Source organism: Deefgea chitinilytica (assembly GCF_016881405.1).
In the GTDB taxonomy this organism is placed as follows: Bacteria; Pseudomonadota; Gammaproteobacteria; order Burkholderiales; family Chitinibacteraceae; genus Deefgea; species Deefgea chitinilytica.
This window is the reverse complement of sequence record NZ_WOFE01000001.1, coordinates 1,189,080-1,201,477: the sequence shown is the minus strand read 5'-3', so window position 1 is coordinate 1,201,477 and position 12,398 is coordinate 1,189,080. Positions and strand designations below refer to the sequence as shown.

8 protein-coding genes are annotated in these 12,398 nt (G+C 47.1%); 6 read left to right on the top strand and 2 right to left on the bottom strand.

All coding sequences use genetic code 11. The features are described 5' to 3' along the window. Positions 1 to 88 precede the first annotated feature (88 nt). Positions 89 to 907 (bottom strand): posphoenolpyruvate synthetase regulatory kinase/phosphorylase PpsR, encoded by an 819-nt coding sequence (ppsR, locus tag GM173_RS05380; RefSeq protein ID WP_203570273.1) that lies wholly within the window; start codon positions 905 to 907, stop codon positions 89 to 91. A gap of 137 nt (positions 908 to 1,044) precedes the next feature. Between ppsR and ppsA the strand changes: the two genes are divergently transcribed. The 6 genes from ppsA (at position 1,045) to GM173_RS05350 (ending at position 8,833) form a co-directional block, all read left to right on the top strand. Beyond that, positions 1,045 to 3,420 carry a phosphoenolpyruvate synthase gene (ppsA, locus tag GM173_RS05375; protein WP_203570272.1) on the top strand — a complete coding sequence of 792 codons (2,376 nt, stop codon included), beginning with the start codon at positions 1,045 to 1,047 and terminating at the stop codon, positions 3,418 to 3,420. A 204-nt stretch (positions 3,421 to 3,624) separates the two neighbouring features. After that, complete coding sequence (locus GM173_RS05370) at positions 3,625 to 4,827, top strand: aspartate aminotransferase family protein (RefSeq protein WP_203570271.1); 1,203 nt, start codon at positions 3,625 to 3,627, stop codon at positions 4,825 to 4,827. A 401-nt stretch (positions 4,828 to 5,228) separates the two neighbouring features. After that, a complete protein-coding gene (locus GM173_RS05365) occupies positions 5,229 to 6,158 on the top strand; it encodes a branched-chain amino acid ABC transporter permease (RefSeq protein WP_203570270.1) in 930 nt (309 codons plus the stop codon). 14 nt (positions 6,159 to 6,172) lie between these two features. Beyond that, a complete protein-coding gene (locus tag GM173_RS05360) occupies positions 6,173 to 7,342 on the top strand; it encodes an ABC transporter permease subunit (protein WP_203570269.1) in 1,170 nt (389 codons plus the stop codon). Next, positions 7,335 to 8,105 carry an ABC transporter ATP-binding protein gene (locus GM173_RS05355; RefSeq protein ID WP_203570268.1) on the top strand — a complete coding sequence of 257 codons (771 nt, stop codon included), beginning with the start codon at positions 7,335 to 7,337 and terminating at the stop codon, positions 8,103 to 8,105. Before GM173_RS05360 ends, GM173_RS05355 begins: the two co-directional genes overlap by 8 nt. Beyond that, positions 8,102 to 8,833, top strand: coding sequence for an ABC transporter ATP-binding protein (locus GM173_RS05350; RefSeq protein WP_203570267.1), 732 nt, complete (start codon positions 8,102 to 8,104; stop codon positions 8,831 to 8,833). The genes GM173_RS05355 and GM173_RS05350 overlap by 4 nt, the downstream gene beginning before the upstream one ends. A gap of 89 nt (positions 8,834 to 8,922) precedes the next feature. Here GM173_RS05350 and putA read toward each other — a convergent pair whose 3' ends face one another. Then, positions 8,923 to 12,390: a bifunctional proline dehydrogenase/L-glutamate gamma-semialdehyde dehydrogenase PutA gene (putA, locus tag GM173_RS05345; protein WP_203570266.1), complete on the bottom strand. Its 3,468-nt coding sequence runs from the start codon at positions 12,388 to 12,390 to the stop codon at positions 8,923 to 8,925. Positions 12,391 to 12,398: the final 8 nt, after the last annotated feature.

Sequence of the window (12,398 nt, the reverse complement as noted above, 5' to 3'; positions counted from 1 at the left end):
TAGGCTAGGAAGCTGTGTTTATCTGTAAGCGGGTTTTTTGCCGCAAAAACATCGTAAAACACGGCAAGAACGATGCTTTTGCGTATTTTTAGAAGGTGCGGCGCTTGATGCCGGTGCGGTGCATGATGGTAGTAGATAATTCTTCAATCGACATTTTGGTCGTATTCAAATAAGGCACACCCACATGGCGTAGCAAGGCTTCGGCTTCGGCAACTTCAAATTGGCAGGTTTCCAATGAGCAATAGCGGCTGTCTGGTTTGCGTTCTTCGCGAATTTGTTGCAAACGAACAGGGTCAATTGTTAAGCCAAATAATTTGTTGCGATACGGTAGTAATAAACGAGGTAGCGTGTGTTGACCAAAATCTTCCGGGGTCAGTGGATAGTTGGCGGCCTTGATGCCGAACTGTAAGGCTAGATAAAGGCAAGTGGGGGTTTTGCCTGAGCGCGATACACCAACCAAAATCAAGTCCGCTTCGGCCAAATCCCGCGGCATGATGCCGTCGTCGTGATTGATCGAAAAATTCACTGCGTCGATGCGATTTTTGTACTCTTCAAAATTACCAATTGAATGTGAACGTCCTACGGTGTGGGTCGATTCGACGCCTAGTTCTTCTTCGAGTGGGCCAATAAATTTTTCTAAAAAATCAATCGTTAATGCGTCTTCGACGAGGATTTTTTTGCGTAAAACCGGATCGACTATGGTGCTAAAAACCAGCGGGCGACAGCCATCAATGACCGCATGACGGCGAATATCGAGCGCGACTTCCTCGGCTTTTTGTACGGTATCGACAAACGGTAAAGTAATGCGGTTGAAGTTAACATCTTCAAATTGTGAGAGTAAGGAATGCCCAAGAATTTCGGCGGTAATCCCGGTTCGGTCAGATACAAAAAAGGCAGTGCGTCGCATAGTTCCCCCTGTCTAATCAGAATACCGTGCAATCCTCAGGAAAACCAGTAAAGGTAATTCCTGACTTGGCAATTAATGTTTAAAAGCTAAACTGAATCAGTTATTTTTGCAATGCAGCATTCTAAGGGCCTTCGCACATGACCGAAAAATATGTACTCGATTTTGCTCAGCTACGCATGCACGACGTAGAGAAAGTGGGTGGGAAAAATGCCTCTTTAGGCGAGATGATTTCGCAGCTCACCGAAAAAGGAGTGCGAGTGCCGGGTGGTTTTGCAACGACTGCAGAAGCCTATCGTGTTTTTCTGGCGCATGAAGGCTTGGCCGATCGAATCGATGGCGTTTTGGCGACGTTGGACGTGGACGATGTCAAACAATTAGCCGTCGTCGGCAAACAAATCCGTGACTGGATTATGGCAACGCCATTGCCCGCGCAGCTGGAAGCTGAAATGGCTGAGCATTACGCCAAATTAGGCGATAACGTCACCGTCGCAGTGCGCTCCTCGGCCACAGCTGAAGATTTGCCCGATGCTTCATTTGCAGGCCAGCAAGAAACTTTCCTTAATATCGTCGGTTACCAAAACGTTGTTGATGCGATGAAGCATGTGTTTGCATCGCTGTATAACGATCGAGCGATTGCTTATCGCGTACATAAAGGCTTTGATCATAAAGTAGTTGCGCTATCGGCAGGTATACAGCGGATGGTCAGGTCTGACAAGGGCGCTGCGGGGGTACTCTTTACTATTGATACTGAATCTGGTTTTGATCAAGTGGTGTTTGTGACCGCTTCGTATGGTCTTGGTGAAACGGTTGTGCAGGGTGCGGTCAATCCCGATGAGTTTTTTGTGCACAAACCGACATTGGCAGCAGGTCGCCCTGCGATTGTGCGCCGTCACTTAGGCGGCAAAGCATTAAAAATGGAATTTGATACCGAATCAGTAGCCGGTAAGTCGGTACGTACTGTGGCAGTGAGTAAAGCAGAGCGCCATCAGTTTTCAATTTCGGATGCTGAAGTTGAAGAGTTGGCACGCTACGCAGTCATTATTGAGCAACACTACCAACGGGCTATGGATGTCGAATGGGGTCGGGATGGGATTGATGGCAAGCTGTATATCTTGCAAGCGCGCCCTGAAACGGTGAAGTCGCAAGAGTCAGGCTCTGACAAACTCACTAAATTTAGAATGTTGGAAACCAGTCGCGTCATTACTGAGGGCCGCGCGATTGGTCAAAAAATCGGTCAAGGCAAGGTGCGAATTATTCGCCATGTGTCGGAAATGGAACGGGTGCAAGAGGGTGATATTTTGGTGTCGGATATGACTGATCCCGATTGGGAGCCAGTGATGAAGCGCGCTGCGGCAATTGTGACCAATCGCGGTGGCCGTACTTGCCATGCGGCGATTATCGCACGCGAACTTGGTATTCCGGCTGTGGTTGGCTGTGGGGATGCGACTGACATGCTGTGTGAGGGCGATGAGGTGACAGTGTCCTGCGCGGAGGGCGATGCAGGCTTTATTTATGAAGGCTTGCTCAAATTCGAGCGGATGGATGTCGCCTTACAAACGCTGCCAACGCCGCCTGTGAAAATTATGATGAATGTGGGCAACCCTGAGCTGGCGTTTGATTTTTGCCAGATTCCGAATGAAGGTGTCGGTTTAGCACGACTAGAATTTATCATTAATCGTATGATTGGTATTCACCCGAAAGCTTTGCTAGCGTATCCAAATCTAGCGGAACCACTCAAAACGCAAGTGGAAGAGCGTATTGCCGGTTATCGCTCAGCGATTGATTTTTATATCGATAAGATTGCCGAAGGAATTGCGACCTTGGGCGCAGCGTTTTATCCGAAAAAGGTCATCGTGCGATTGTCCGATTTCAAATCGAATGAATACGCTAACTTGCTGGGCGGTACTGAGTACGAGCCGCATGAAGAAAACCCAATGATTGGTTTCCGCGGCGCGGCACGCTATGTTGATAAATCATTCCGTGATTGTTTCGAGCTCGAATGTCGCGCGGTGAAGAAAGTGCGCGATGTAATGGGCTTGACCAATATTGAAGTGATGATTCCTTTTGTACGCACTTTGAAAGAAGCTGAGTGCGTGATTGAATTGCTAGAACGGAATGGTTTAAAACGCGGTGAAAATGGTTTGCGCGTCATTATGATGTGTGAAATTCCTGCGAATGCGGTGCTCGCCGAGCAGTTCTTGCAATATTTCGATGGTTTCTCGATTGGTTCGAATGATATGACCCAACTCACGCTGGGGATTGACCGCGATTCGGGGGGGCCGGTTTCGACTAGTTTTGATGAGCGTGATGCAGCGGTAAAAGCCATGCTGGCGATGTCGATCAAGGCCTGCCGTAAACTCGGCAAATACGTCGGTATCTGTGGCCAAGGCCCGTCGGATCATCCTGATTTTGCGCAGTGGTTGGTGGAAGAGGGGATCGAAACGATTTCATTGAACCCAGATACGGTCATCGAAACTTGGCTATTTTTAGCACGCGGCGGTAAGAGTGAGTAACTAGCCCAGTTTCAAAACTACAATTTCGACGATAAAAGCCCAATTTGCATTGGGCTTTTATTATTGGTGCTATCCCTGCTTGCGCGTATTGTTCATCACAAAGAACATTGTTTTTGAGAAAAGGCGCTCTTTCGCTGTGTTAGCGGCGATGTACTTGGTTTATCATCAAGCCATTGCATTTATTACTAGTTATAGGAACTCGTTATGCCATTAAGCCGTGCTGCTTTTGACCAATATATGGTACCTAATTATGCTCCCGCTGCTTTCGTTCCGGTGCGGGGCGAAGGTAGCCGAGTTTGGGATCAAGAAGGTAAAGAATACATTGATTTTGCGGGCGGAATCGCGGTGAACTCGCTAGGGCATTGCCATCCCGCTTTGGTGGGAGCTTTGATGGCACAGGCGAATAAACTGTGGCATGTGTCCAATGTGTTTACCAATGAGCCAGCGCTGGAATTGGCGCAAAAATTAGTTGCAGCAACGTTTGCCGACAAAGTGTTTTTTTGTAACTCAGGCGCTGAAGCGAATGAAGCTGCGCTGAAATTAGCGCGCCGCGCTGCGATTGAGCGCTTTGGCGAACAAAAACACAAAGTGCTGTCGACTCTCAATAGTTTCCATGGTCGCACCTTTTTTACGGTGACCGTCGGTGGTCAGCCGAAGTATTCCGACGGTTTTGGCCCGAAACCAACGGGGATTGAATACTTTGAATATAACAATCTGGATGCGCTCAAGGCGCTGATTGATGATGACACTGCGTGCGTGATTATCGAGCCGATTCAAGGTGAGGGCGGTGTGCTGCCAGCAGACGCGGCTTTCTTGCAAGGCGTACGTGATTTATGCACTCAGCACAATGCGTTTTTGATTTTCGATGAAGTGCAAACCGGTATGGGGCGTTCGGGTAGTCTGTTTGCTTACCAAGAATACGGCGTTGTTCCGGATATTTTGACTAGCGCGAAGAGTTTAGGTGGGGGCTTTCCGATTGGGGCAATGTTGACGACCGCCGATATCGCCAAGCATCTGGTCGCAGGTACACATGGCACAACCTACGGTGGCAATGCCTTGGCGTGTGCAGTCGCTTCTGCTGTTTTGGATGTGATTAATACGCCGGAGACGCTGGCTGGAGTAAAAGCAAAGCACGCCCTTTTTATTGAGGGTATTGCTGCAATCAACGCGAAGTACAAGGTATTCAGTCAGGTACGGGGTATGGGCTTGTTGATGGGGGCAGTGTTGGCTGAGCAGTATAAAGATCGGGCGAAAGATATTTTGGGCTTGGCCGCGCAAAATGGCTTGATGGTGCTGATGGCCGGGCCTAATGTGGTGCGTTTTGCACCTTCATTGGTGATTGCAGAAGAAGAAATCAGTATCGGTTTAGCGCGCTTTGAGGCGGCGATTGCCCAATTTGTCGCATAAATTTCTTTGTGTTTGTTTATCAAACCCGCCCTTGTTGGCGGGTTTTTTTATGTCTTGCTGAGGCAGATGAATCAGGCTCTATTAATTTGCTTGTGTGTATCTTCTTATAGGCTTTGAATAATATTGATTATATGGAAATACCTAATATTTTTTTATATGAACTAGCTCTGTTGTGGCGTTTGATACTGGATTAATTGAATCGTAATAGCTTGTAAGAAAAGTGCGTTAGGGAAAGGCACAGTATTCCACGCCACAGCAAACAGGTAATTTTCACCTTATCCAAACTGTTACGGTAATATTGGGTACAAACTGCTATGCAGTGACGCTATCTGGTTTGGATCAATAAAACGGCGCTCCTTTTGGTGCGTTGTACGAATAGTCTTACAAGGACGGAGTCTCAAGTGGATATTTTTCTGCAACAAATTATTAATGGTCTGGTGATTGGTAGCATTTATGCGCTGATCGCGCTGGGCTATACGATGGTGTACGGCATTATGCAGCTGATCAACTTTGCGCATGGCGAAGTGGTAATGATTGGCGCGATGGTGACGATTACGTGTATCAATCTTTTGCTAGGGCACAACGTACATTTATCAGGACCAGCATTGTTGTTGGTGGGGCTGATGATGGCAATTCCTGTATCGATGCTCTTGGGGTATACGATTGAGAAAGTCGCTTATCGTCCATTGCGTCGTGCGCCACGTTTGGCACCGTTGATTACCGCAATTGGTGTATCTATTGTGCTGCAACAATTGGCGATGTTGATCTGGGGCCGGAACTACCGACCATTTCCAGCGATTTTGCCATCTGAAGTGCATAGCATTGGTGGTGCGTCGATTACCGATGTGCAAATCGCGATTGTTGCGTTGACCTTTTTGCTGATGGCTGGGATGTATTTCTTGATTGAGAAAACCAAGATGGGGCGCGCAATGCGTGCCACGGCACAGAATCAAGATGTGGCTAAGTTGATGGGTGTGAACGTAAATCACATTATTTCAATGACCTTTGTGATTGGCTCAGCGCTGGGCGCGGTGGCGGGGGTGATGGTGGCCGCCAATTACGATCAAGCCCACGCGTATATGGGCTTTATGATCGGCTTGAAAGCCTTTACTGCAGCGGTATTAGGTGGGATTGGTAATCTGGGCGGCGCAGTATTGGGCGGTTTATTGCTGGGGGTTATTGAGAGTTTGGGGGCTGGTTATCTGGGTGATTTGACTGGCGGCGTGCTGGGTAGTCATTACAAAGATATCTTGGCTTTTGTGGTACTGATTTTAGTGCTGGTATTCCGTCCATCTGGCTTGATGGGTGAACGCGTTGCTGAACGCGCTTAAACCAAGGTGACATGATGACGAATACGATCAATCGCGCTGAGTTTCGCGCCAATAATTTAAAAACCACGCTGGTGCTGGCAGGCATTGCCGTTGTGTTAGCTGCTTTGCCTTGGGTTTTGGGGCATTTTTTCGAAAGTGGTAATTCGTGGCTACGAGCCGTTGATTTTGCTTTGCTCTACATTATGTTGGCCTTGGGGCTCAATATTGTGGTGGGTTATGCCGGTCTATTGGATTTGGGTTATATCGCCTTTTATGCGGTAGGGGCTTATACCTTTGCTTTGCTCAATTCTCCGCATTTACAGGAATTGATTCCCGTCTGGTTATTTAGGCCGAATTTTTTTGTGATGATGCTGATTGCCGCATTTGTGGCAGGGATTTTTGGGGTGCTGCTAGGCTCGCCAACCTTGAAGCTACGCGGCGATTATTTGGCGATTGTCACTTTGGGTTTTGGTGAAATTGTTCGTATTTTTATGAACAATATGGATCGTCCAATTAATATCACCAATGGCCCACAAGGGATTAACCATATTCCTGCGGTGCAAATTGCTGGTTTTGATTTGGGGCGTCCGATTGAGTTTTTTGGTATTAGCTTCGAAAAAATTCATTTGTATTACTACCTCATCTTGGCAATGTGCTTTTTCATTATTTTTGTGTCGAAACGTTTGCAAAGTTCACGAATTGGTCGTGCTTGGGTGGCGATTCGTGAGGATGAAATTGCCGCGAATGCAATGGGTATCGATACCCGTAATATGAAGTTATTGGCGTTTGCAATGGGCGCTAGTTTTGGTGGTATTTCGGGTGCATTGTTTGCCAGCTTCCAAGGCTTTGTTTCTCCTGAGTCGTTTACCTTGATGGAGTCGATTATGGTGTTGGCCATGGTCGTGCTTGGCGGTATGGGTAATATTCCGGGTGTTATTTTGGGAGCGGTGTTGGTGTCGATTACGCCGGAAATTTTGCGTGATGTGATTAATCCGGTGCAAATGGCGATTGCGGGTCGTAAAGTCGTTGACCCAGAAAACTTGCGGATGCTGATTTTTGGTTTGGCAATGATTATTGTGATGTTGGTGCGGCCTGCGGGTATTTGGCCATCGAAACAGCGTCGAGCCGAGTTGAAACCGAAAACGAAGACGATTTCGCTACAAGAAAAAGATAGTTTGCAAGATGCGGAGCGTAATCATGACTGAGGCATTGCTAAGTATTGAAGGGATTAACAAGCGATTTGGTGGCTTGCATGCCTTATCGGGTGTCGCTTTGTCGATCAATAAAGGCGAGATTTACGGTTTAATTGGCCCCAATGGTGCGGGTAAAACCACCTTGTTTAATGTATTGACGGGTCTGTATCAGCCAGATGAAGGTAAGTTTACCTTTAATGGCAAAGATCTGTTCCGTAAAAAACCCAATGTCGTGGTTGAGGCGGGGATTGCACGGACATTCCAGAATATTCGCTTATTTGCCAATATGACTTCTCTGGAAAATGTGATGGTTGGTCAGCATGTGAGAACTAAAACCGGCGTGATTGGTGCCGTGTTTCGCCCACCCAAGGCGCAGGCTGAAGAAGCGGCAATTAAGCTGAAAGCAGAAACTTTACTCGAGTATGTTGGTATCGCAGATCGTGCCGATGAATTGGCGCGTAATTTGTCTTATGGTGATCAACGTCGATTAGAGATTGCGCGTGCTTTGGCGACTAATCCGCAATTGTTGGCGCTTGATGAGCCTGCAGCGGGGATGAATCCAAAAGAAACCGATGATTTGAAGCGCCTAATGGAAAAAATCCGCAATGATGGCGTGACGATTTTGTTGATTGAGCATGATGTGAAGTTGATGATGGGCTTGTGTGATCGAATTGCGGTGCTCGATTACGGTAAGAAAATTGCAGAGGGCATTCCTGAGCAAGTGAAAAACGATCCAAAAGTGATTGAAGCGTATTTGGGAGTGGCACCAGAATGACAAGTACATCAACAAGTAAAGCGCTATTGCAGGTGAAAGATTTGAAAGTCGCCTATGGCGGCATTCATGCGGTCAAAGGCATCGATCTGGAAGTGAAAGAAGGTGAGTTGGTTGCACTGATTGGAGCCAATGGCGCAGGTAAAACTACGACACTGAAAACCTTGATGGGGATGGTGAAACCCGCAGGCGGTGAAATTCTATTTAAAGATCAAGCCACCGCCAAGCTTGAGCCGCATGATTATGTGCGCCAAGGCTTAGTTATGGTGCCTGAAGGTCGTGGGATTTTTGGCCGATTGACGGTGGAAGAAAACCTACTGATGGGTGCCTATTGGCGCAATGATAAGGCTGAAATTGCTAATGATTTGGCGCGTGTTTATCAGTTGTTTCCTCGTGTGAAAGAGCGCTATAAGCAATTGGCTGGCACCTTATCGGGTGGCGAGCAGCAGATGGTAGCGATGGGGCGGGCTTTGATGAGCCGGCCTCAGTTGTTGCTGCTAGATGAGCCATCGATGGGCTTAGCACCGATTATTGTGCAAAAGATCTTTGAAATTATCCGGATGGTAGCCGCCGAAGGCGTGACAATGCTGTTGGTCGAGCAAAATGCAAAGTTAGCTTTGCAAACTGCTCATCGTGGCTATGTGATGGAGTCAGGCAAAGTCACATTTAGTGATGATGCCGCGGTGTTGCTTGCGAATGAAAAAGTACAGCAGGCTTATTTAGGTGAATAATTGGCTTCGCTGAAAAGAAAACCCAAGCCTAGGCTTGGGTTTTTTATTGGGTATTGCTTTAAAACCATTGCTAAATAAGCGTTTTGTGTTTATACGTCAGGTTTGCAAAGCAGTTCTAGATCGCCGCCTGTAGCTGCCGTATTGATCGTGATTGTGTATTCGCTGACTAAACGAAATAAAGGCCACATACCATTTGCAATTGGCGTAATAACGGGGCACAGTGGATTTTTGATGTTCAAAGTGCTGTTTTTTTGTTTGCACAGCACTCCATCGACCAGATTGAAATCGATCTCTTCAGAGACTTCAATTGTCTCGTTTGCGAGTGCTTTACGCCACGAGCCTGGTAAATAGCGAATCACTGGAATATTGCCGGTGAGTAAAGCAAGTGCAATTAATTCGAAAAGTGGCGCTGCTTCATCATCAATGCAGGCTATGCGGCCTAATCCGCGGTAATGTAACGTATTGCTTTCGCCTGTAATATTCGGTAGTTGGCGTTGCATTCCGATTGGCGTTCGACTGGCAATGCCATTGATGAGCATCGATAGATGAAGCGCTTCACTTGGCTCTTTCCATTCATGAATGATTTGCTGTAAAGCTTTTAAAGTACCGGTTTCTTGAATTGCATGCGGTTCACATGGGTCGGCATTTTTGCAGCAGGCCCAAATTGACCATGGCCCGCCAACTTTGGGGCCCGAGCCGGCTTTCCCTGTTCCGCCAAATGGCTGGCAACCTACGATGGCGCCAATTTGATTTCGATTGATATAAAAATTGCCGACGCGCGCATGCTGCACAATGTAATCTTGTGTGGCGCGTAGTCGTGAGTGAATGCTTAAAGTGAGCCCTGATTGCTGCTGGTTAATCTGCTGCACGACTTGTTTGAGTTGTTGAATTTTAAATCGTTTGATGAATAAAACGGGGCCAAAAATTTCATCAGGAAATGCCGCCTCATCGTCTAGTTCAATTAATGTGGGGGCGATATAGCTACCGTGATGGGTTTCGGGGGGTAAATGAGTTTGATAAATCGGGCAATGATGATATTGCTCGATTGCTGTTTTAATCTTGCGCTGTGCGGCTGAGCTGATAACAGGCCCGATGTCATTTGCTAACTGAACTGGATTGCCAATATTTAATTCAGCCATCGCCTGCTTAATTCTGGCTACAGTGTTCGTTGCAATCTCTTCTTGTAAATATAAAACGCGTAAGGCGGAGCAGCGTTGCCCCGCGCTATCAAATGCGGAGCTTATAACATCTTTGCAGGCATGATCGATATGAGCCGTGCTATCTACAACCATGCAATTGACACTGCTGGTTTCGCTGATCAGGGGTTTGGTTTGACCCGATTGATTGATCTCGGTGGCAATTTTTACAGCACTTGCGTGGGAGCCCGTAAATAAAACGCCATCACAGCGTCGATCTAGCACTAGAGCTGCCCCTGCTGCAGAGCCTCCCGGAATGAATTGTAAAATTTGACGTGAAATGCCAGCCTCATAAAAACAGCGCGTTGCTAGCATGGCAATCAGGGGTGTTTCTTCTGCGGGTTTGGCGATGACACGATTGCCCGCAATCAGCGCGCAGGCAATTTGCCCAACAAAGATGGCGAGCGGAAAATTCCAAGGGCTAATGGTGACGATAACGCCAATCGGCTCTGGTAGATCGTGCTGCCATTGTATTTGTGCTTCTTGTGCGTAATAGCGGCAAAAGTCGATTGCTTCGTGCATTTCATTTTGGGCATTGGTAAAGCTTTTGCCTGCTTCGCTCATTAAGGTTGAAATGAGCTCTACGCGGCGTGCGGCAAATATATCTGCGGTTTTTTCTAATAGTTGAGCCCGGTGATTGATGCAGTTGCGTTCCCATTGCGTGTGCGCCGCACAGCTGAGCGCCTTTTCGATGTCTGCTAAACCAGCCTCATTGATTAGGCCAATATTGAGCCGAGTGTCAGCTGGATTTTGGGCTGTACGATGCTTGTATAGTTCTGGAAGACCATGCCCAATCATTGGCATGGCGATGATTGAATGATGAGCAAATTCTGCGTGCTTTTCTTGAAAGTGCTTCAGATCGGGGGTGTGCGAGACATCTAAGCATGCAGTATTGTTACGAGGGGCAAATAACTTGTGTGGTTTGGCTAGTCTTGCACTTTGGTGTGTTTCTGGCCACGCAAATTGGGTGATTTTATGGCGTTGATGTAATAAATGAATAAAAGAACTATTCGCCCCATTTTCTAAGAAACGGCGAATTAGATAGGGTAGCAGCTGTGTTTTTTCACCAATTGGTGCATAAATTCGACAAGGACGATTTAAGCTCAGTTGATTGGCTAGACGATAAAGCGACTCTCCCATACCAAATAAAGCCTGAAATTCAATATTTCTCTCACCCGCTAATTGATGAATTAAACAAATTGTGAATGGATTGTGTGTGGCAAATTGCGGGTAAATACGGTGTTCGGAATGCAGAAGTACCTGAGCGCAGGCGATATAACTTAAATCGGTATGGCTTTTGTGAGTAAATACTGGGTAATCGACTAGATTTTGTTGCTGTGCTGTTTTTATTTCAGAGTCCCAGTACGCTCCTTTGACGAGTCGAACCATTAAAGGCCGATGCTGGCTCATTTGTGCAAGCCACTGCACGACAGCTAGGGCTCTTTTCTGATAGGCCTGTACCGCAATTCCCAAACCAGCCCAATCTCCTAATTTTGGTTCGAAGGCAAGTTGTGCAAAAAGTTTAAGCGTGATTTCGAGTCGATCAGATTCTTCGGCATCAATTGTTAGGCCAATATCATATTGCTTGGCGAGTTGTGCTAATTCAAGTAACCGTGGGTAGAGTTCTTTTTCGATTCTTGCTGCTTGGAGTGGCGAAAACCGCGGGTGTAAGGCCGATAGTTTGACCGAAACGCTAGCGCCAAAGCGAGGACCCGCTCCATTGTTATGTTGTCCAACATCGTGAATCGCTTCGAGGTACTTGGCGAAATAGTCATCACTTTCCGCTTGAGTGAGCGCTGCTTCACCAAGCATATCGTATGAGTATAAGAACTCAGCTTGAGCTCGCTCGTTGGCCCCTTTGAGATTTTCAGCAATTACAAAATAATTTGCCAGCCATTCAATTGCATGTTTAATCACTTCCCGAGCGATGGGCTTCCCCGCTGACTCGCTCATGGTTTCGGCAACACTTAACCCCCAGGTTGCGAGGTTGACGAGCCAAGAAGGACTGTGACCGCGATGACCTTGCCAGTGTGCAGTGTGCAGTTGTTCGCGAATTAATTGATTGGCGTTATTTTTATCCGGGATGCGAAGTAAGGCTTCACATAAATTAAGGAGTGCTTTACCTTCCGGGCTGCTGAGCGGAAATTCGGCCAAAACAGTGTCAAGTCCAGATTGATTGAGCCGCTCTAGGCGAAAGCGTTCTGTGATGAGACGCGCTAGTGCATCTGCACGAAGCTGATCTTCGCTGTTAAGTTGAACTGATTGTGATAATTCTCGCGCCAATTCAGTTTCATTACGATAGCGCTGAGAAAAAATCCGCTCCAAACTTGGGGCGGATTGCGTATTGATTGATCGATTCATAGTCTGCT

Excerpts from the sequence above, each read along its gene's own strand:
- ppsR (WP_203570273.1), bottom strand. The coding sequence starts at position 907 with ATGCGACGCACTGCCTTTTTTGTATCTGACCGAACCGGGATTACCGCC.
- ppsA (WP_203570272.1), top strand. The coding sequence starts at position 1,045 with ATGACCGAAAAATATGTACTCGATTTTGCTCAGCTACGCATGCACGAC.
- GM173_RS05370 (WP_203570271.1), top strand. The coding sequence starts at position 3,625 with ATGCCATTAAGCCGTGCTGCTTTTGACCAATATATGGTACCTAATTAT.
- GM173_RS05360 (WP_203570269.1), top strand. The coding sequence starts at position 6,173 with ATGACGAATACGATCAATCGCGCTGAGTTTCGCGCCAATAATTTAAAA.
- GM173_RS05355 (WP_203570268.1), top strand. The coding sequence starts at position 7,335 with ATGACTGAGGCATTGCTAAGTATTGAAGGGATTAACAAGCGATTTGGT.
- GM173_RS05350 (WP_203570267.1), top strand. The coding sequence starts at position 8,102 with ATGACAAGTACATCAACAAGTAAAGCGCTATTGCAGGTGAAAGATTTG.
- putA (WP_203570266.1), bottom strand. The coding sequence starts at position 12,390 with ATGAATCGATCAATCAATACGCAATCCGCCCCAAGTTTGGAGCGGATT.